Raw genomic sequence first — 20,176 nt, forward strand, 5'->3', positions numbered from 1 at the left:
CGGGTTCGGGCGGTTCATGTCTCGTAGCCGTATTCGGTGATGGATACCGAACAAAAGCCACCCGGCCGCCCGGGATGGGACATCTCACGAAAGCGGGATCCGGAAATGCGAACAGGGAGAGAACGTCAGGGCTTGCCGAGCACGGATTTGTCCATGATTATCGGAGGTTGAAGCAGAGGTTGAATCAATCGAGTGCAGTAGTTCATTGAGGTAAGTTCATGGCGCGCAAAGCATCCCCGATCGGTCCGCATGTTCACTGCCTGATTGAGGATGCCCGCATTGACCTTGCTCGCGCTGTCCTCGCGATGAGGGAGGGTGAAAACGAACCAGATTTCGACCTACCCGCTGAGCCTCCCGATCCAACGAATGAAGATGCGGTCAATGCATTTCGGCAAGGCGTTCTAGAGACATTGGCGGCATTCGACGCTGATGAGTTGCGGCCCGCAGAGCAACGATCACGTCGCGTTCTGGCGTTGGCCGAAGGCAAGGGTATCGATTCCCTAACGGCAATCACCGAACAACAACTCGACGACGAGCAAACGCTCGAGTTCGATCGGCAACCCGATCCGCTCTGCAAGAGCATCTGGGCATTTCTGAACGTCCGCCAGACATTCGAGGACGCCGAGAGTTTCCACTTCGCCCGCAAATTCAGGGACTATGGCAAGCTCTACGATGCCTTTGAGGTGGAACTCGAAAAGGCGGTCAACCTCAATTCGGGGTCGATCGACGAGAAGGCTCTGGCCGCGAAAATCACGTCGGTTTTGCAACTCAAAACCGCTTGCACGGTGAAGGCACTGGATTTGCCCGCCACTGCCGCGCACCCAGCCTCGATTATGCTGATTGTTCGCCATGGCGGGCCGCTGTCGAGCGTCCATGATCATCGTGACGACGGACACCGGGGCACGATCTATTATCGTCCGCCGAACGAGGCCACTCTCATCTACACGCCCGCCATCCGACAGATCGAGGTCTGCGCAGACAGTCCGGTGGTGCGGCAGGGCGTTGCCGGGTCATTCGCCGAGGAGGCGCTGGGGCACGACGTTTCGCAGAAACCGTTGACTTGGAAACGCTACAACCTTTCGCGTTTCCGCAGTTCGCTGCGGCTCGATCTGCCGCGTATCCCAGGCTACGAGATCACGGATGCGCGTGTCCTCGAAGCCGAAATCCGCCTTGGCTCATGGAGCCGGAAGCTTCTTCTGAAGGTGGCGGCCGACGACGACATCGAGGAGGTCGCCGACCGCTATCTGAAGCCCAACAACATCTTCCGCCGCGCCGACGGCTTCAGCCGCGTGGGGATTGCCGTCAGCTACAATCGCATAGGTGACGCCAAGGTGCGCACGCTCAACATCACCATTTCCAGCTCGAAGAGCTGCAACCTTCAGAGCAACAAGGATCCGGATGAACGGAACCTCGGGTTCGCGCTTCTCGATGCCTGGGGCATTCTCAGCGCCTTCAAGCAGATTGAGCCCACCGACCTTCGCGGGATCTTCCCGCAACTGGTCATGCTTCACGACCGGATCGAGGACTATGTCAGCGGTGAGTATCTGCGCGAGCTCGGTCTCGATCCGGACCGCATGATTCAGGGCGGTCTTCTCGACCGGCGGGGGCGCCAGGACATCGTGCTTATCGACGATGACGACATGGGCAGCGAAGCCGAGGTCAAGCCATCCGGCATCGAGGGCATGTCGCGCGTTGTCGGTGCCTTCGGAAAAGACGGGGGCCTGAGGCCGACATCAGATCTCGAGATGTACGAGATCAACCGCGAATGGCTGCACGAAACCGTGGTTGGGCTTCTGAAACCGATGCTGAACAAAACCGCGGCGCAGGTGCTCGATCCGGACCTATCAATGCTCGGCTCCATGCGGATCGACGGTGCCGATGTTCCAATCTACTTCGCCCGCCGCCTTCACGACCTCAAGACGATTTCGCGCCTTGATCAGCTGATGCGCGCGCGCAACGCGGCCGGTGTCGGGATCGTGCTGTCGGCAAGCACAGACGGTCATGGATACCTTGGGCCGAACCTCGTCGTCCCCGTTTCTGGCTGCATGTCAACGGACGCCGACAATCTTCTTCTCTCCCGAGATGCGCTTGAGCTCGCCTACCGAACCAATCGTTCTCTGGCGCGGGGCGGTGCGACGCCGCAGGTCCTGCGATCGGGCACGCAATCGGCAACATTGCACATCCCCGGCAAGACATCGCTCGCGCTGACTGGGGCGGATCAGATCACGATCTTCGACCGTCTGGTCGCCGCCGAAAAGACTGGCAGCCCGGATGTCCAAGTCAAGCAGTTGATGGACGGGCTTGGGTCGCGCAGTCCCCAACAGGCCTTCCGCAAGGAAACCTGGGACAGCATCCGCGACGTCTACATCGGCGCGGGCGCGAAACGGGGCTACTGGCGCCTGCTGGTCAATGCACTGCCAGCCAAAGACGTGGCCGAAGCCCCGGTCGAGGAACCCGTCTAACAGCGGTCTAACATGCGGCGGGAGACGGTCTAACAAACCGCTGATTACTGGAAGGGCTCCACATAGAGGAGCACTTCCATGCCGACTCCCTTTTACTCGCGCCAGGCAGCCCCGACGAGCTGGTCCGTCGCCGCGAACACCAAGCCCACCACCCACAACTCGGAATGGCGCTGCACGCGCTGTGACAAGCTGCTCGGCGTCTGCCGGGACGGCCGCATGCACCTGCGCTTCGCGCGGGGGCACGAGTATCTCGTGGGCTTTCCGGTGCAGGCCACCTGCCGCGGCTGCGGCTCGCTGAACAACGCGACCGCAGCCGCGCGCTGACGCGCGCATTCACCCAACCCCCTGAAATCGCAGAGACGCGCGACGTCCTGACTTGGCCACGAGAAGGCGCCGGACGCCTGGCCGCAAGGCAGGCGTCCGATGTCCTTCGCGTGGCACGAGATCCGTGATCACCTCATGCAATCTTCCTCCAACCTTCACTTCCAGCGCAGTTTCGACGCCGTCAGGCGTACGCAGGCCGCCCTCGCACCGTTCCGGGATCCGGCGGCCCTGCTGGACGGGCTGCACCGCACCACCGGCGATCATGGCCAGAAGAACGTGATCCTCTCCGCGCTCGTCAGGGCGGCGCAGGGCGACGGGCCCACGTCTGACTGCGCGCTGACTCTCCTGCTGTTGGCGCTCTGGCCCGGCCTCGACGGCATCCGGCGCCGGTCGATCTGGCGCAGGCTCGGCATCGCCGACGAGGTCGCGTCCGACGTGCTGGCGCGCACCACTGAGGCGGTCCGCAGCCTCGACCTCGGGCGCGTCAACTGGATCGCGGCCACGGTGCTGCGAAATGTCGAGCGCGACATGATCCGCGTGCGCCAGCGCGACATGGCGCGCGAACATCTCGCCAGTGGCGCCGACCCCGACGAGGTGGCGGACAGCGGCGAAACCGGCATCGGCGCAACCGGGTACGCACGGCTGAACGGCGCCGTGCGGAAGCTGCTCGGCGATGACGCCCTGCTGGTGATCCGCGTGGCGATCGAAGGCTTCTCGCAGGCCGAGGTCGCGGTCGAACTGGGTCTGACCGAGGCCGCCGCCCGCAAGCGGTACCAGCGCGCGATGCGCCGGCTGCACGACGCCCTCGAGGAAATCCCCTGAACCGATGTCCCGATCCGGTCCCGCCGGTGGCTTTTCCCATTCGAGCGCCCCGAGCGCCTTCCCTCCAACCGAAAGCAGACACGCATGAACCGCACTGCCGATCTGTCGCTCGAGGATTTCAGGCGTCTCCCGGGGCTCTATCGCCGCTGGGAGCTGACCGAGGTCTGCGAGCCCAACCGCAACTATCAGATCGAGGACGCCGGCGCCCATGCCGACGGGACGCCGCTGCTGGCGATCTACGTCGCCGAGCCCGCGCCCGACGTCCGCGAGGCCGCCTGATGCGCCTCCTCGATCACATCATCCCACGGAGAACAGCCATGCCGGACCAACCGGACGACATCACCTGTCTTCGCAAGGCGAGCTACGCCCTTGAAGACCTCCCCGAAACTATTTCCCTGCCGCAGCGCGCCGGTGACGAGCCGCACGAGCCGCTGCCGGTCGTCGAGGCGACCGTCGACGAGATCGCCTTCGCGATCGTGGAGGCTGAGCGGGAGAGTACCGCCGCCTACCGCCGCGCCGACGCGCTGAAGCGCCTCTACAAGCTCGCCCGCGAGGCCGGGTGCATCGGCGCGGATCGCGCCGCCGCGGCAGTGATGAAGAAGGAGGGCCAGTGATGGCCCTTCCCATCATCGGCGCTGACGAACGGCTCGCTCAGCGCAAGGGTATCAAGGGCGTCATCTTCGGCCGGTCCGGCATCGGGAAGACCAGTCTGCTCTGGACGCTAAACGCCCCGACCACGCTCTTCCTCGATCTCGAGGCTGGCGATCTGGCGGTCGAGGGGCTGGAGATCGACACGCTCCGGCCCCGCACATGGAAGGAATGCCGTGATTTCGCGGTGTTCATCGGCGGGCCGAACCCGGCGCTGCGCGAGGATCAGCCCTACAGCCAGGCGCATTTCGACGAGGTCTGCGGGCGGTACGGCGATTCCACAGTGATCGGCAAATACGAGACCGTCTTCATCGACTCGATCACGGTGGCCGGGCGGCTCTGCTTCCAGTGGTGCCGTGGCCAGCCCGAGGCGTTCTCCGAAAAGACCGGCAAGCCCGACATTCGTGGCGCCTACGGTCTGCATGGCCGCGAGATGATCGGGTGGCTGACCCACCTGCAGCACACGCGCGGCAAGCATGTCTGGTTCGTGGGCATCCTCGACGAGCGGCTCGACGACTTCAATCGCAAGGTCTTCCAGCCGCAGATCGACGGCTCGAAGACCGGGCTCGAGCTGCCGGGGATCGTCGATCAGGTCATCACCATGGCCGACATCCCAGACCCGGGCGGCCAGCCGCAGCGCGCCTTCGTCTGCCAGACGCTGAACCCCTGGGGCTATCCGGCCAAGGACCGCTCCGGTCGTCTCGACAGGGTCGAGGCCCCGCATCTCGGCCGATTGATGGAGAAGATCCAGCGCCCTGCGGTGCCGGCCTCCGAACGCCTGACCTGGCCGCCGGTGACCCCGGCCGATCCCGCCCCCGCGCAGGAGCCCGGCCATGGCTGAGCGCCTCTCGCCATGCCCGGTGTCCCGATCCGGTCGCCGGGGTGGCTTTTCCCATCTGACGCCGCTGCGCGTCCCATCCTCCAACTGAAAGGAGCCGCGCAATGTCCGGACCCTGGAACGACTTCAACTCCGCCCAATCCAATACCAACGTCATCCCCAAGGGCACGCTCGCCAAAGTGCGTCTGACGCTCCGCCCCGGCGGCTTCGACGACCCCTCGCAGGGCTGGACCGGTGGCTGGGCGCGCCGCGCCACCACCGGCGCTGTCTATCTCGACGCCGAATACACCGTCGTCGAAGGGCCCTATGCCCGGCGCAAGATCTGGTCGCTGATCGGCCTCTACAGCCCGAAGGGCCCGGACTGGGCCAACATGGGGCGCGGCCTGATCCGCGGCATCCTCAACTCGGCGCGCGGCGTGTCGGACAAGGACAACTCGCCCGAGGCGCAGGCCCGCCGCCGCATCAACGGGTTCGGCGATCTCGATGGGGTCGAATTCGTCGCCCGCATCGACATCGGCCAGGACACCAACGGCGAGGACAAGAACGAGATCCGCGCCGCGGTCACCCCCGATCATCGCGACTATGCCGCGCTAATGGGCACGGTCGCGCCGCAGTTCGCCGCCGCCCCGGTGCAGGGCCACGCCCCGCAGCAGCCCACCACGGCCACCCAGCCCAGCCAGCCCGCGTCCGCCCCCGGCGCCGCCGGTCGGCCGAGCTGGGCGCAGTAAGAGGGAGACCGGCCATGCGCCTGCGCCCCCGCCAGAAAACCTTCGTCGAGCGCAGCGTGGCTGCGCTCGCTTCCCGCGGCAACACGCTGGGCGTGGCGCCCACCGGTGCGGGCAAGACCATCATGCTCTCGGCAGTCACCGGCGAGATGATCGCAGACGGCGCGAAGGCCTGCGTGCTCGCCCATCGCGACGAGCTGACGGCGCAGAACCGCGCAAAGTTCCAGCGCGTGGTGCCGGGCGTCGCCACCTCGGTGATCGACGCCACGGAGAAGTCCTGGAGCGGCCAGGTCGCCTTCGCCATGGTACCGACGCTGGCGCGAGCCTCGAACCTCGCGGACATGCCGCGTCTCGACCTGCTGGTCGTGGATGAGGCGCACCATGCCGTCGCCGACAGCTACCGCCGCATCATCGACCGGGTGCGCGAGGCCAATCCCGACGCCCGCATCTTCGGGGTCACGGCGACGCCGAACCGGGGCGACAAGAAAGGTCTGCGCGAGGTCTTCGACAATGTCGCCGATCAGGTGCGGCTGGGCGAGCTGATCTCCTCGGGCCACCTGGTGCCGCCGCGCACCTTCGTCATCGACGTGGGCGTGCAGGACGAACTGCGCTCGGTCCGCAAGACCATGTCGGATTTCGACATGGCGGAGGTGGCGGGCATCATGGACCGCGCCCCCGTCACCGACGAGGTGATCCGCCACTGGAAGGAGAAGGCGGGCGACCGGCAGACCGTGGTGTTCTGCTCCACCGTCGCGCATGCCGAACACGTCACCGACGCCTTCAGGGCGGCGGGCGTTTCCGCCGCGCTGATCCACGGCGATCTGGCGGCCGAGACTCGCAAGGCGATCCTCGCCGACTACGCGGCGGGCGACATCCGCGTCGTGGTCAACGTGGCGGTGCTGACCGAGGGCTGGGACCATCCGCCCACCTCCTGCGTCGTGCTGCTGCGGCCCAGTTCCTATAAGTCCACCATGATCCAGATGGTCGGGCGCGGGCTGCGCACCGTCGATCCCGAGGAACACCCCGGCATCGTCAAGACCGACTGCGTCGTGCTGGATTTCGGGACGTCGAGCCTGATCCACGGCACGCTGGAACAGGATGTCGATCTCGACGGCAAGACCGAAACGGGCGAGGCGCCGACCAAGACCTGTCCGGCCTGCGAGGCGGAGATCCCGCTGGCCGCCACCGAATGCCCGCTCTGCGGTGAGGCGTTCCCCCGCGAGGATCTGGATGCGGGCGAAGGCGGGGCCGCCGCGCCGCTCTCGGGCTTCATGATGACCGAGATCGACCTGCTGAAGCGGTCCAGCTTCGCGTGGGTCGACCTCTACGGCACGGACGACGCGCTGATGGCCACGGGCTTCGCCGCCTGGGGCGGCATCTTCTGGCTGGACGGAGTCTGGTACGCCATCGGCGGGGCGAAGGGCGAACGCCCGCATCTGCTGGGCGTGGGCGAACGGACCGTCTGCCTCGCGCAGGCCGACGACTGGCTGAACACGCACGAGACCGACGAAAGCGCCTTCAAGACGCGCTCCTGGCTGCGCCAGCCGCCGACCGAGAAGCAGTTGCAATACCTGCCGCCCGAGTGCCGCCACGACTTCGGCCTGACGCGCTACCGCGCCTCGGCGCTGATGACCTTCGGCTTCAACAAGCGCGCCATCCGCCAGCTGATCGACACGGCGGCCTCTCCCGAACGGAGGGCGGCATGACCCATGTACACATCCACGCCCATCACGGCCGAGGACCGGCGGCGGCTCTGGCATCCGCGTGGAACGCTCTGTGCTGTCTGCCGGCAACCCACCCGTGGTTTTGGCTGGTTCGATCCGCACCGCCCGGCGGCTTCGCCGCCACGATCATCGAAATGTGCGCGTCCGCGCACGGGGCGGCCCCGGCCATCGGTCTGGTTCTGCTCGATGCCCTGCCAGTCCTTATGGACGCGCTTGGCCAGGGAGCGTTTCGCCATGGTTGACCTGACCGAGGAAGAGCGCGCCGCGATCACCTCCACCATGAAACGCGTCGCCCTGCTGATGGAGGAGATCGGCTGGGCCACCCCGCTTTCCGATCTGACCGAGGCGCAGGTGCGCGCGCTGATCGAGGAAGCCGTCGAGGGCTTCCGCGAGGCCATGTCCGATATCGCCCGGGCGCAGTCGCCGGAGGTGCCGTTTTGAACCTCGATTACAATCATCGGCCCAGCTTCGCCGACCGGGTCAACGCTGCCGTCGATCAGGGGCTGAACGCCGATCAGGCGACGCGGCCGCCCCGCGACTACCTCGGCGGCTCGCGCCTCGGCCATGCCTGCGAGCGGGCCCTGCAGTTCGAGTTTACGGCGACGCCGAAGGACGAGGGCCACGACTTCAGCGGCCAGTCGCTGCGCATCTTCGCGATCGGCCACGCGCTCGAGGATCTGGCCGTCGCCTGGCTGCGCGGCGCCGGGTTCGACCTCTACACCCGCAAGGGCAATCGGCCTGATGGCGGCCAGTTCGGGTTCTCGGTCGCGGGCGGGCGCATTCGCGGTCATGTCGACGGCATCATCGCCGCGGGGCCAGAAGGCTTCGATCTCGCCGTTCCCGCGCTCTGGGAATGCAAGACGATGAACGCGAAGAACTGGCGCGCCTGCGTCAAGGACGGCGTGACGAAATCCAAGCCGGTCTACGCCGCCCAGATCGCGGTCTATCAGGCCTACATGGAATCCAGCGTGCCCTGCATCAGCGCCGCGCCCGCAGTGTTCACCGCGATCAACAAGGACACGGCCGAGATGCACCACGAAATGGTGCCTTTCGACGCTGATCTGGCGCAGCGCATGTCCGACCGGGGCGTGCGGATCCTGCAGGCGACCGATGCGGGCGAGCTTCTGCCGCGCGTCGCCACCACGCCCGACTTCTTCGAATGCCGCTTCTGCTCGTGGTCCGCGCGCTGCTGGAGGCTTCCCGCATGAGCGACAACGGCATCCTGCACTTCAACCCGTGGATGGACTTCAACGACGGGCCGCCGTCCGAGAACCCTTTCGGCTGCGACCCCGACCCCGGGCAGATCGCCGTCTTCCTCGATACCGTGTTCAGCTGGTGCGAGGGGTTGATCCCGCTCCGCGGCTTCGTCGATAAGGGTCAGGGCCGGGACGGCAAGCCGCACAACATCTGGATCCCCGCCGACGACACCGCGCCGGGAAAACTCGCGACCTTCGCCGCGTGGGCGAACCGCGAGGGCGCCGCCGTCTATGTCATTCCCGGCACCGTCGCCGAGCAGGGTCAGGCCCGCGCCGCCGATGTGCTGCAGATGCAGGCCATCGTCGTCGATCTCGACGCAGGCGATATCCCGGCCAAGCTGGACCATGTCACCCGCCACCTCGGCGCGCCCACGCTCATAATCGAAAGCGGCGGGCGCACGCCCGAGGGCGCCGCGAAGCTCCATGTCTGGTGGAAACTCACCGAGCCGGCCGAGGGCGAAGAGCTGGCCACCCTCTGCCGCCTGCGCGGCGAAATCGCCGTGAAGGTCGGCGGCGACACGCATTTCCGCTCGGCACATCAGCCGATCCGGGTGCCCGGCACGGTCTACCACAAGCATGGCCACCAGCGTCTCGTGCAGATCCGCGAGCATCGCGACGTCGAGGTGGATCTTGCGGATTTCGCCGAGAGAGCCGCGGAGATGCCGCCGCTGCCCGGCGTGGGCTTCGCCAGCGATGTTGCCGCACCAACATTGAAGCCCGGCATCGACGCGGTGCTCACCACGCCGGTGCGCGAAGGCTCGGTGGACGACTGGTCCCGGTTCCAGGGGGCCAGCGCCGCCATCGGCCATTACGTACGCCTCGTCCACGAGGGCCGCCTCGATCCCTTCGCGGGCTGGGAGGCGATCTGCGGTTACAACGCCGCCATGCTGCGCCCGTCCTGGCCGCTCGATCGGCTGCAGGCCGAGTCCGAACGCCTCTGGGCGCTGCATGTGAAGCGCAACGGTCCGCCGCTCCTGCGCGCGGCCCATGTCGATGCTCCGGCCAGCCCGCTGCCGACATTCAGCCTCGGCGCGCTGCTCGACGACACCAGTCCGATGCCGGAGGACATCATCGGGCCGCGCGTGCTGACGCCGGGCGGGCTTCTGGTGCTGGGCGGCGCGCCCAAGGTCGGCAAAAGCGACTTCCTGATCTCATGGCTCGTGCATATGGCCGCTGGCGTGCCGTTCCTCGGCTTCACGCCGCCCCGGCCGCTGCGCGTGTTCTATCTGCAGGCCGAGATCCAGTATCACTATCTGCGCGAGCGCACGCAGCAGATCGCGCTGCCCGCCGCCGTGATCGCCGCCGCGCGCGACACCTTCATCGCCACGCCGAAGCTGAAGCTGCTGCTCGACGCGGAGGGCGTCGCCCGCGTGGCCGAGGCGATCCGGGCCGCATTCCCCGACGCGCCGCCCGACATCATCGTCATCGACCCGATCCGCAACCTCTTCGATGGCGGACCTGAGGGGGGCGGCGAGAACGACAACACCGCCATGATGTTCTTCCTGAAGGACCGGGTGGAGCTCCTGCGCGAGGCGGTCAATCCGGATGCGGGCATCATCCTCGCTCACCACACCCGCAAGGCCACCAAGCACCAGGTCAAGGACGATCCCTTCCTCGCGCTCTCCGGCGCCAGCGCGCTTCGGGGTTTCTATACCTCCGGGCTGCTCATGCACCGACCCGACGAGGACAGCACCGTCCGCAGGCTGGAGATCGAGCTTCGAAACGGGCCCGCGCTGCCGGGGAAGCTGATCGACAAGGTGAAGGGAGAGTGGGTCGAGCTGAACCCGATGAACGAGCGCCTGGTGCGCAAGGAGGTGGGCGCCAAATTCGATGCCGAGCGGCTGCGCAAGCACGATGTCATCCTCGGCATGCTGCTGGATGAGGCGGCGAGCGAGCGCCTCTACACCGCGATGCAGTTCGCCGAGACCTTCGAGAACCGGGGCGGGCTGGGCAGCAAGCACACCATTCGCGAGCGCCTCAGCGTGCTGGCGACCAAGGGCTTCGTGAAGTTCCTGCGCGACCCCTCGGGGTTCGGCTTCCCCGTCACCCGGTCGCGGTTCGGCTACCTCTGCGTCGAGGGAATGCAGTTCGGCGCGCCCGTCGAGGAGGTCGATCCGGACACCGGCGAGGTCACCACCCAGGCCCGTCCGGTCCTGCCCAGCCACTTCAAATGCCCCCAATCCGGGCTCTGCCTGCAGGTCGAAAACCCCGCCGTCTGGGTCTACCCGGAGGGGCTCGAAGACGACCTAACTCATATGAGTGAGGCCTGACTCATATGACAGCGCCAACTGTGCACTCAATGAAATCAACGGGTTACGGGCAAATAAGAGTTAGGTCCCTTACTCATGCCCGAAGACTTCATGAAGTCTTATTCCGCAATGATTTCAGCCACTTGAACACCTCTGAACAGTTAGGTGTCAAACCCCCATACTACGTATGGGAGGGCCACCCCACAGGGTTGGCCACTCCTCCCATACGTCCGGGCCAGCCGCGCGCGCCGCCGTGACGCTCCCTTGTGCTTCCCGATCCGACGACGGCGGCCCCGTACCGCCAAGCACCAGACCGCCGTCGTCTTCCACCACCACAGGCCACCGACAAAGGAGACCCATCATGGCTCAGCCGACTCTGATCCCGAATTGCGACGGCGCAAGGTTTGAATCGCTGCCGCTCGACACCCCCCGCAACCGCTGCATCCTCGCCCTCGACCTCGGCACCTCGACCGGCTGGGCGATCCGTGGCCATGACGGCCTGCTCACCAGCGGCACCGTCTCGCTGCGCCCGGGCCGCTTCGACGGCGGCGGCATGCGCTACCTGCGCTTCACCAACTGGCTGACCGAGATCGACCGGCTGTCGGGGCCGGTCGCCACCATCTGGTTCGAGGAAGTTCGCCGCCACGCAGGCACCGACGCGAGCCATATCTACGGCGGGCTCATGGCCACGCTGACCGCATGGGCCGAGCTGCGCGGCGTTCCCTACGAGGGCGTTCCGGTCGGCACGATCAAGCGTCACGCCGCAGGCAAGGGCAACGCCGACAAAGCCACGATGGTCGCCGCCGTCCGCGCCCGCGGCTTCAGCCCGGCCGACGACAACGAGGCCGACGCCATCGCCCTGCTGCTCTGGGCGATCGAGACAAAGGGAGGTGTCGCATGAGATGGCATCCCCACGGCTACGGCGGCCGACGCCGGGATCCCGAGCAGGTCAAGCGCGAGGGCTGGCGGGAACAGGGCGTCCTCGCGGTCTCCGCTGATGACGACCGCCTCACCTGGCCCGAGCGTGAACTGGTGCGCCAACTCGGCGAGAAGCTCTACGGCCCGCGCCCGTCCGACAGGGAGGCGCGCCATGGCTGATCGCGAATGGACCGCCGACTGCGTCGCCGATCATTTCGAGGAGGCGTTCCGCACGCTGCGCAAGCTGCCGCCCGTGAAGGCGCAGGGCTACTTCAACACCTGGCCCGACATCGTGCGGACCAGCCGCGAGATCGCGGCGATGGAACCGCAGCCGATGCGGGTCTGGCCGTCGGCCGCCGCGATCACCCGGCTCGAGCAGACCTTCGACTGGGTGCTCTGGATCGAGGAGGCGGAACGCAAGCTGGTCTGGTCGCGTGCGGCCCGGGTGCCGTGGAAGCAGATCAGCGGGGAACTCGGCTGCGACCGCACGACCGCCTGGCGTCGCTGGCAGCTGGCGCTGACCAAGATCGCCGCGCGCCTGAATGCGCAGTGACTCCAATGTGTTGCAACACTTTTTCCTTCGACATTTGCAACAGATCCATGCTATTCCGAAGGCAAGATGGGGAGAGTGCGCTGGAAGGCTCGCTCTCCCCTTTGCGTTGATGGGGACCTTCTGGACCCCGGTATCCAGCGAGGGTCCGGCCGGGGTCCAGCCCGAGGCAGTTTCCGGTTCCTTCCTGGGCGTTTTCGTATGCTGGCGGGCGAAGCGCGGCGCATCGCCAGCGACAGGACCGGATTTTTGGGAAGCCACCCGAAAGCCGGATCCACCTGATCCCGCGCAAACCTCAATAAACGCTGGGCCGTGGGCCGGACACCCTGGAAGCCACTGGACCCCACTTGGAGTCCAGTGCGGCATCCGGTGTCCAGAATCCGGCCAGCATCCACCACCACATCGGAACCCACCCGCCCATGACACTGAGCTTTGCCCCGGACCGGATCGAGACGTGGCCGCTGGCCAGGCTGCAGCCATACGCCCGCAATGCGAAGGCGCACGGGCCGGACCAAGTCGCGAAGATCGCCGCCAGCATGGCCGAGTTCGGCTGGACCGTGCCCTGCCTCGTGGCCGAAGACGGAGAGTTGATCGCGGGGCACGGGCGCGTGCTGGCCGCCACGCAGCTCGGGCTGACCGACGCGCCGGTGATTGTACTCGGGCACCTGACGGAGGCACAGCGCCGGGCCTATCGGATCGCGGACAACAAGCTGACCGAACTCGGCACCTGGGACGAGGCGCTGTTGTCGGCCGAACTGAACGATCTGCTGGCCGAGGATTTTGACCTGTCGCTTGTCGGCTTCTCTGACGGCGAGTTGGACAAGCTCTTGGCCTTCGTGCCGGAGGGGGGCGGGGAAGAAGAAGGTCGCGCCGGGGGCTCCGTGCCGCCGGTGACCATCCCCGAACCACCCCGCAATCCGGCCTCTCGGACTGGCGATCTCTGGATTCTCGGCGACCACCGCCTGCTTTGCGGCGACAGTACCAGTCATGACGATGTCCGCCGCCTGATGAACGGGGAGCGGGCAATCCTGTTCGCAACCGACCCGCCGTATCTGGTGGATTACGATGGCTCGAACCATCCAACGCGGAACAAGGACTGGTCGCAGTCCTATGGCGTAACTTGGGATGACAGCAGCCAGGGTGCCGAACTCTACGATGGCTTCATCGCCGCCGCCGTAGCGGAGGCGATCACCGATGACGCCGCCTGGTACTGCTGGCACGCCTCGCGCCGCCAGGCGATGCTGGAAGCCTGCTGGGAAAAAGCGGGGGCCTTCGTCCATCAGCAGATCATCTGGGTCAAGGACCGCGGGGTTCTGACTCGGTCGCATTATCTGTGGAAGCACGAACCCTGCTTCATGGGCTGGCGCCGCCCGAACCGCCCGCCAAAGGTGGCCGAACAGACGCTTCCCTCGACATGGGAGATGCCGTCCTTCACGAAGGACGAACGCCCCGACCACCCCACGCCGAAACCCCTCGACGCCTTCGGGATCCCGATGCGCCAGCATGTGGCGCGGGGCGGCCTCTGCTACGAGCCGTTCTCCGGCTCGGGTTCGCAGATCATGGCGGGCGAAGCCAACGGCCGCCGCGTCTTTGCGATGGAAATCAGCCCGGCCTATGTCGATGTCGCCGTTGAGCGTTGGCAGGCTGAGACCGGCAAGGACGCGATCCTCGACGGCGATGGTCGAACCTTCGCGCAAGTAAGAACTGAGAGGCTGGGCGAAACCCCGGCCGCACCCGAAACCCTTCCCGAACCCGCCGCGTGACATGCATGACCTGGCTTTACCTTCCTCCGGACGCGTTTCCGGGGCCGGAGACGCATGCCTGTTCGGCCTCTCCCTCTGCTCCGGCGCTGGCGGGTTCGACCTCGGCCTCACCATCGCCATCCCCGGATATCGTTCTGTGGGCCATGTCGAACGGGAAACCTTCGCCGCAGCCACTCTCGTGGCGCGGATGGAGGACGCGGCCCTGGATCCAGCGCCTGTCTGGGACGACGTTGCCACCTTCGACGGCCGCCCTTGGCGCGGCGCGGTGGATATCATCACTGCGGGCTATCCGTGCCAGCCGTTCTCGGTCGCGGGAAAGCGCCGGGGTGCGGACGATCCGCGCCACCTCTGGCCGCATGTCGCCCGCATCATCGGCGAGGTCGCGCCGCCCTTCGTCTTCCTCGAGAATGTCGCCCATCATCTCCGCCTCGGCTTCCCCGAAGTCGCCAGCGGACTGGTCGGCATGGGCTACCGCCTTGCGGCAGGACTCTTCACGGCGGCGGAAGTCGGCGCGCCCCACAGACGTGAGCGGCTGTTCATCCTCGCCATCCGCGAGGCGGACGAGCTGGCCGACCCCGCGCGCCTGCTCTGGCACCCGGTCGAGTGGCGGGAACCGGACGGAACTGCTGCGGCTCTGGCCGACACCGAGGGCCAGCGCCAACGAGAACCGGCAGACGAAACCCACGCCATCGCAGGAGGCGGGGCAGCACGGCATGAACCTGGCGACGACAGCAGCACTTTGGCCGACGCCGCAGATCGACAGTTTCCGCAGCCGGGGCGGCGAGCGGAAGGACGAGAAGGGCCTGGACCGCATGGCGCGGGACTGGCCGACGCCGATGGCGAACGATGGCTGCAAGCCGAGTGCGGGCAATCGCCTGTCGGCCGATCTTACCCATGCGGCGGGGATGTGGATGACGCCGACGGCACGCGATCACAAGGACGGGGCGACGAGCCTTGCCAACACGCCGGTGAACGGTCTCCTTGGCCGCCAGGTCCTGGTGACGCCGATGGCTGGGCGCGATACCTCCGAGCCGCGCCGAACCTTGAACCCGCTGTTCGTCGAGGCGCTGATGGGCTGGCCCACCGGGTGGACCGGCTTCGCCTCTGTGGAAATGGAGTGGTACCGCTGGTTGCGGCGCATGCGCTGCGAACTCTGGCAGCTGAACTGCTGGCCGATGGATGACGCGGTGCCAGCATGAAGCAGTCCTGTTTCATGTCACTGGTCGAGGCCGTCGCCAATGTGATCGTCGGCTATTGCGTCGCGGTCGGCACGCAGATCCTGATCTTCCCGATGTTCGGGCTTCACACGACGCTGGCGCAGAACCTCAAGATGGGCGCAGTGTTCACCGTTGTCAGCATTGCGCGTTCCTTCGCCTTGCGGCGGGTGTTCGAGGCGATCCGTTGCGCGATGAACAAGGAACACCAGCGTTAGGCTGATCACCATCAAGCGGTTTCGAAGTTGCCGCAATAAAACTCAGATCCTATGGTTTCTCCGAGTTGGAGGCGGCGGCTGATCTAATTTGCTGCCCAGAGATTTGGATCGAGATTGTAGTGCTGCAGAACCAAGAAGAAGGAAAAAGCGACTCCGCCGACTTGCTTCCAGACGGCCTAGAAGCGTTACGGCGAGAGCTCGGCCTCAGGGATGTGATGGGGTTGATCGAGAGGACTGCGCGATGGGTCGATCCGCGAACATTCGAGTATCTTCCCGTCTGGTATCCAGAACACGCGCGACGCGCCCTTTTCTATAAGGCGAACTGGTCTGAGCCGCAGATGAACCGTAATCGGCAGACGGGCGCGATCATCCACAAATTCGAAGGAAACATTCACGCGAACAAGGCTCTAACGCTTGCACTGGGCCTTCGTGCCGAGGAAAGGCCGAACTGGTCATGTTGCCACATATGGGGTGTGGATGATGCCGCTTATCAGATCAGCAACGCCGTGGTGCAGGATCGGCGCTTCTTTTCCTGCGTGGCGAACATGGTCCTTCTCCCCACGCCGCTAAAGGCATTCACGGACGTCATGACCGAAGTAAAGATGATGCTGCGCGTATGCGCGTTGCAACTCTACGGTTGGTCTTGTGACCATGAGGAGGTCGCAGACAACGCGCGGCAGGTGGCGGAATGGTTGGATTGGGAGGCTTACCCGGAAAGCTGGCCGAAGCCTGATCGGCCCTCGCGCCCTCTCGGCATGGCCAGGTTCTCGGCGAGGATCAAGGACGCGGCAGACCGCAGGAAGGCCGCCATTCGCAACGATCTAGCATCTGCAGGCCCGCACTATCCTCGGGATGATGTCCGCAAGGTGCTCGACTACTGGAACATCTCGCTTTGAGACAAGGAGGCCGCCGCCCCGAGGGACGGCGGCATTTCGACTTGCATGGCGCGCGGCGCTAGTCGCGCGGCAGGCTATAGACCCGTCCGCGCCCCTCGACCTTCTCCGAGGTCACCTCGAGTCCGAGCTTCTTCTTCAGTGCCCCGGCCATCGCGCCGCGCACCGTGTGCGACTGCCAGCCCGTGGTGGCGATGATCTCCTCGATTGTCGCGCCCTCTGGCGCACGCAGCATGGCGATCAGCGTGGCCTGTTTGGTGCCCTCGCGCAGCGTGCGCGCCTTGGGCGTGGCTTCGGGCGCGGTGGTGGTGTCCGTCGCGGACACACCCCTCGGCGCCTCGTCGGTGCCCGTGCGCGCGCTGTGCGTGTCGTCGGGCTCGATGCCGATCGCTGCAAGCCCTGCGTCGGTGGCAATCAGCGTTACGCCATGGCCGTCGCCGGTTTCGCGCCACATGGGTTCGCCCTTGCGAAGGTCGGCGTCGACCTCCTGCAGCAATCCCTTGCCGATCATCGCGCCGACCACCTTTGCAGCGGCACCGCCGCGCAGGCTCTCGGGCAGCGGCAGGGCGATGTGCTCGGGACGCTGCGCGGCCGCGCTCAGGATCAGGGCTTGGGTGTCGGAAAGCTGTGTCATTGTCGTCTCCCGTATCGGGGCGCGCGGAATGCGGACCCTTCTACGAGGCCGAGCCCCGCAGGGCGGAGCTGGCGCGATGAATGCGTTGGTTATTCGGCGTGCTCGCCTTCCTTGAACGCGCTGTCGGTGATCTCGCGCAGACGGTCGCGGTAGTGATGCAGGGTACCGACATGCCCCCAGTTGATCTCGTCGGGGCTGGTCTCGAAATGGTCCGCGCTGAGGGCGGCGAGGCGTTCCAGCATCGCGTCGATCTCGGCCTTGGCGGCGATGAAGGCGTTGATGGCTTTCGTGTTGTCGGTCGCGCGGTGGGTCATCTTGGTGGCTCCGAGGTGAGTTGCATCGTCCTTCTGGAAACACGTTCCCTCTGTCCGCGATGCTTATCAACGAGATAAGTGCATGATTTGGATTGATAATCGGAGCGAACGATGCAGGGCATGAGTGAGCGCCAGTATGCCGCGCATGTCGGGCTGTCCCGTGGCGCGGTCCAGAAGGCAAAGCTTGCCGAACGGCTGGTCCTCTATCCCGACGGCAGCATCAACGCGGCCGCCAGCGACGCACGGCGGGCAGACACCACGGACCCGTCCAAGACCCGCAAGCCGCCCGAACCGAAGCTGAAACCCGTCCCCGAGGCGGCGGTCGCCTCAGTCGGCGAAACCCTGCGCGAGGAGGGTCTGCCCGCCCCGGTCGCGGCCGGTGGGACCACCTTCCTGCAGGCGAAGACCGCCAACGAGGTGCTGAAGGCGCAGGAACGGCGTATCCGGCTGCAAAAGCTGAAGGGGGAATTGATCGAGCGGGCGCGCGCGCTGGCGCTGGTGTTCCGCCTGGCCCGCGAGGTCCGGGATGCATGGGTGAACTGGCCCGCGCGGTCAGCAGCGCTGATGGCGGCCGATCTCGGCGTGGAGCCCGCTGTGATGCAGAAGGTTCTGGAAACACATGTACGCGCCCACCTCGACGAGCTTGCCGAGGTCCGGCCCGACTTCCGGTGATGATGAAGGCTTGTCGGATTTCGACGGCGCGGCAGAAATCCTCCGCATCTGGGGCGCGGGGCTAACGCCCGATCCGGATCTGACGGTTTCGGAATGGGCAGACCGGCACCGGATGCTCTCTGGTCGCGCCTCGGCCGAGCCGGGGCGGTATCGCACAGGGCGCACGCCCTACATGCGCGAGATCATGGACCGGCTGAGCCCCGGCGATCCCACGCAGCGGATCGTGTTCATGAAAGCTGCACAGGTCGGCGCGACGGAAGCCGGCAACAACTGGATCGGCTTTGCCATCCACCAGGCGCCGGGTCCGATGCTTGCGGTCCAGCCGACGGTGGAACTTGCCAAGCGCAACTCGCGCCAGCGGATCGACCCGCTGATCGAGGAAAGCCCGGAGCTTCGGGAGCGGGTGAAGCCGGCCCGGTCGCGCGATGCAGGCAACACGATGCTGTCCAAGGAGTTCGCGGGCGGCATCCTGATCATGACCGGGGCGAACTCGGCGGTCGGACTGCGGTCCACCCCTGCACGGTACATCTTCCTCGACGAGGTAGACGCCTATCCGGCCTCGGCCGACGAAGAGGGCGACCCAGTCACGCTGGCCGAGGCCCGGTCACTGACCTTCGCCCATCGGCGCAAAGTGCTGTTGGTATCGACGCCCACGATCCGGGGGCTGTCCCGCATCGAGCGGGAATACGAGGCGAGCGACCAGCGCCGGTTCTTCGTGCCGTGCCCGCTTTGCGGCGCGATGCAGTGGCTGAAATTCGACAGGTTGCGCTGGCAGAAGGGGCGGCCGGAAACGGCGGAATACAATTGCGAGGGTTGTGATCAGCCGATCGCGGAACACCACAAAACAGCGATGCTGGAGGGTGGTGAATGGCGGGCGACCGCCACGGCCGCAGATCCCACAACGGTCGGCTACCACCTTTCGGCGCTCTATTCGCCGGTGGGCTGGCTCAGCTGGCAGCGCATTGCCCGCGGCTGGGAGGCGGCCCAAGGGTCGGACGAGGCGATCAAGGCTTTCCGCAACACCATCCTTGGCGAGACCTGGGTCGAAACTGGGGAAGCGCCGGACTGGCAGCGGCTCTACGACCGGCGCGAGGCGTGGAAACCCGGCACCGTTCCCGCGGGTGGGCTGTTCCTGACGGCCGGGGCCGACGTCCAGAAGGACCGGATCGAGGTCGATGTCTGGGCCTGGGGCCGCGGACTTGAGTCCTGGCTGGTCGATCACATCGTGATCGAGGGCGGCCCCGACCGACACGACGCGTGGTCGGAACTGACCACGCTGCTGGACCGGTCTTGGCCGCATGAACGCGGCGCGCATCTGCGGATTGCTCGGCTGGCCATCGACACGGGCTACGAGGCTCCGGCGGTCTATTCCTGGTCGCGGGCGCAGGGCTTCGCGCAGGTCTCGCCGGTCAAGGGCGTCGAGGGGTTCAACCGCTCCAGTCCGGTGTCTGGCCCGACCTTCGTCGACGCGACCGAGGGTGGCAAACGCTTGCGGCGCGGGGCACGGCTCTGGACCGTGGCGGTCTCGACCTTCAAGGCCGAGACCTACCGCTTCCTGCGGCTGGCGCGGCCGACCGAGGAGGAGATGGCCGAGGGGGCGGCGTTTCCGTCCGGCTCAGTGCATCTGCCGCACTGGGTCGAGAACGAATGGCTGAAGCAGTTCGTGGCGGAACAGCTGGTGACGGTGCGCACGAAGCGCGGCTTCGCCAAGCTCGAATGGCAGAAGCTGCGCGAACGCAATGAGGCGCTGGACTGCCGGGTCTATGCCCGCGCAGCCGCCTGGATCGCGGGTACGGATCGCTGGACCGACGAGAAATGGCGCGATCTCGAGGATCAACTCGGGGCCGCGCCCACGGAAATGGATGGTGCGGGGCGGGTCAACCGGCCGCAGTCCGCACCCCAGGGAAAACGGCAGTCGGACTGGCTTGGCCGACGCGGAGGATGGTTCTGAC

The 20,176-nt window shown here is 66.3% G+C and carries 23 protein-coding genes and 1 pseudogene; 22 read left to right on the forward strand and 2 right to left on the reverse strand.

Annotated elements, in window-relative coordinates; translation table 11 throughout:
* The first annotated feature begins 218 nt into the window (after positions 1-218).
* The 20 genes and pseudogenes from GU927_RS15875 (at position 219) to GU927_RS15970 (ending at position 16,607) form a co-directional block, all read left to right on the forward strand.
* Entirely contained in the window at positions 219-2,462 is a 2,244-nt protein-coding gene (locus tag GU927_RS15875) for a hypothetical protein (RefSeq protein ID WP_161763443.1), read from the forward strand.
* 78 nt (positions 2,463-2,540) lie between these two features.
* A complete protein-coding gene (locus GU927_RS15880) occupies positions 2,541-2,786 on the forward strand; it encodes a hypothetical protein (protein WP_161763444.1) in 246 nt (81 codons plus the stop codon).
* 99 nt (positions 2,787-2,885) lie between these two features.
* Positions 2,886-3,608 (forward strand): RNA polymerase sigma factor, encoded by a 723-nt coding sequence (locus GU927_RS15885; RefSeq protein WP_161763445.1) that lies wholly within the window; start codon positions 2,886-2,888, stop codon positions 3,606-3,608.
* Positions 3,609-3,692: 84 nt separating this feature from the next.
* Positions 3,693-3,887 carry a hypothetical protein gene (locus tag GU927_RS15890; RefSeq protein ID WP_018303655.1) on the forward strand — a complete coding sequence of 65 codons (195 nt, stop codon included), beginning with the start codon at positions 3,693-3,695 and terminating at the stop codon, positions 3,885-3,887.
* Between the two features lie 38 nt (positions 3,888-3,925).
* Entirely contained in the window at positions 3,926-4,222 is a 297-nt protein-coding gene (locus tag GU927_RS15895) for a hypothetical protein (protein ID WP_161763446.1), read from the forward strand.
* Complete coding sequence (locus tag GU927_RS15900; RefSeq protein WP_161763447.1) at positions 4,222-5,097, forward strand: ATP-binding protein; 876 nt, start codon at positions 4,222-4,224, stop codon at positions 5,095-5,097. The genes GU927_RS15895 and GU927_RS15900 overlap by 1 nt, the downstream gene beginning before the upstream one ends.
* A gap of 101 nt (positions 5,098-5,198) precedes the next feature.
* A complete protein-coding gene (locus GU927_RS15905) occupies positions 5,199-5,822 on the forward strand; it encodes a hypothetical protein (protein WP_161763448.1) in 624 nt (207 codons plus the stop codon).
* Between the two features lie 14 nt (positions 5,823-5,836).
* Positions 5,837-7,525, forward strand: a complete 1,689-nt coding sequence (locus GU927_RS15910) for a DEAD/DEAH box helicase (protein WP_161763449.1) — start codon at positions 5,837-5,839, stop codon at positions 7,523-7,525.
* Positions 7,522-7,785, forward strand: coding sequence for a hypothetical protein (locus GU927_RS15915; protein WP_161763450.1), 264 nt, complete (start codon positions 7,522-7,524; stop codon positions 7,783-7,785). Before GU927_RS15910 ends, GU927_RS15915 begins: the two co-directional genes overlap by 4 nt.
* Positions 7,778-7,984, forward strand: a complete 207-nt coding sequence (locus GU927_RS15920) for a DUF6511 domain-containing protein (RefSeq protein ID WP_161763451.1) — start codon at positions 7,778-7,780, stop codon at positions 7,982-7,984. The genes GU927_RS15915 and GU927_RS15920 overlap by 8 nt, the downstream gene beginning before the upstream one ends.
* Complete coding sequence (locus GU927_RS15925) at positions 7,981-8,751, forward strand: hypothetical protein (RefSeq protein WP_161763452.1); 771 nt, start codon at positions 7,981-7,983, stop codon at positions 8,749-8,751. Before GU927_RS15920 ends, GU927_RS15925 begins: the two co-directional genes overlap by 4 nt.
* Positions 8,703-11,069 (forward strand): AAA family ATPase, encoded by a 2,367-nt coding sequence (locus tag GU927_RS15930; RefSeq protein WP_161763453.1) that lies wholly within the window; start codon positions 8,703-8,705, stop codon positions 11,067-11,069. The genes GU927_RS15925 and GU927_RS15930 overlap by 49 nt, the downstream gene beginning before the upstream one ends.
* A gap of 340 nt (positions 11,070-11,409) precedes the next feature.
* Positions 11,410-11,949, forward strand: a complete 540-nt coding sequence (locus GU927_RS15935; protein WP_232489237.1) for a crossover junction endodeoxyribonuclease RuvC — start codon at positions 11,410-11,412, stop codon at positions 11,947-11,949.
* Positions 11,946-12,146 (forward strand): hypothetical protein, encoded by a 201-nt coding sequence (locus GU927_RS15940; RefSeq protein WP_071796301.1) that lies wholly within the window; start codon positions 11,946-11,948, stop codon positions 12,144-12,146. Before GU927_RS15935 ends, GU927_RS15940 begins: the two co-directional genes overlap by 4 nt.
* Positions 12,139-12,519: a DUF6362 family protein gene (locus tag GU927_RS15945; RefSeq protein ID WP_018303644.1), complete on the forward strand. Its 381-nt coding sequence runs from the start codon at positions 12,139-12,141 to the stop codon at positions 12,517-12,519. Before GU927_RS15940 ends, GU927_RS15945 begins: the two co-directional genes overlap by 8 nt.
* Positions 12,520-12,935: 416 nt before the next feature.
* Entirely contained in the window at positions 12,936-14,279 is a 1,344-nt protein-coding gene (locus tag GU927_RS15950; protein ID WP_161763454.1) for a site-specific DNA-methyltransferase, read from the forward strand.
* 1 nt (position 14,280) lies between these two features.
* Positions 14,281-14,787 (forward strand): annotated as a pseudogene (locus GU927_RS15955) (DNA cytosine methyltransferase); the annotation flags it as partial.
* A 205-nt stretch (positions 14,788-14,992) separates the two neighbouring features.
* Positions 14,993-15,478: a hypothetical protein gene (locus GU927_RS15960; RefSeq protein ID WP_232489243.1), complete on the forward strand. Its 486-nt coding sequence runs from the start codon at positions 14,993-14,995 to the stop codon at positions 15,476-15,478.
* Entirely contained in the window at positions 15,475-15,711 is a 237-nt protein-coding gene (locus GU927_RS15965; RefSeq protein ID WP_101918941.1) for a DUF7220 family protein, read from the forward strand. The genes GU927_RS15960 and GU927_RS15965 overlap by 4 nt, the downstream gene beginning before the upstream one ends.
* Before the next feature lie 119 nt (positions 15,712-15,830).
* Entirely contained in the window at positions 15,831-16,607 is a 777-nt protein-coding gene (locus GU927_RS15970) for a hypothetical protein (RefSeq protein ID WP_232489238.1), read from the forward strand.
* Positions 16,608-16,665: 58 nt separating this feature from the next.
* On the opposite strand, the gene GU927_RS15975 is transcribed toward GU927_RS15970, so the two are convergent.
* Together GU927_RS15975 and GU927_RS15980 are read right to left on the reverse strand one after the other, a co-directional pair.
* Positions 16,666-17,238 carry a DUF3489 domain-containing protein gene (locus GU927_RS15975; RefSeq protein ID WP_161763456.1) on the reverse strand — a complete coding sequence of 191 codons (573 nt, stop codon included), beginning with the start codon at positions 17,236-17,238 and terminating at the stop codon, positions 16,666-16,668.
* Between the two features lie 89 nt (positions 17,239-17,327).
* Positions 17,328-17,552, reverse strand: a complete 225-nt coding sequence (locus GU927_RS15980; RefSeq protein WP_161763457.1) for a hypothetical protein — start codon at positions 17,550-17,552, stop codon at positions 17,328-17,330.
* A 111-nt stretch (positions 17,553-17,663) separates the two neighbouring features.
* Between GU927_RS15980 and GU927_RS15985 the strand changes: the two genes are divergently transcribed.
* On the forward strand, positions 17,664-18,224 hold the full coding sequence (locus GU927_RS15985) for a hypothetical protein (RefSeq protein WP_101918938.1): 561 nt from the start codon (positions 17,664-17,666) through the stop codon (positions 18,222-18,224).
* Positions 18,172-20,175, forward strand: coding sequence for a phage terminase large subunit family protein (locus GU927_RS15990; protein WP_161763458.1), 2,004 nt, complete (start codon positions 18,172-18,174; stop codon positions 20,173-20,175). The genes GU927_RS15985 and GU927_RS15990 overlap by 53 nt, the downstream gene beginning before the upstream one ends.
* Position 20,176 lies beyond the last annotated feature (1 nt).

Origin of the sequence: Paragemmobacter amnigenus, from assembly GCF_009908265.2 — a bacterium.
Classification (GTDB): domain Bacteria; phylum Pseudomonadota; class Alphaproteobacteria; order Rhodobacterales; family Rhodobacteraceae; genus Paragemmobacter; species Paragemmobacter amnigenus.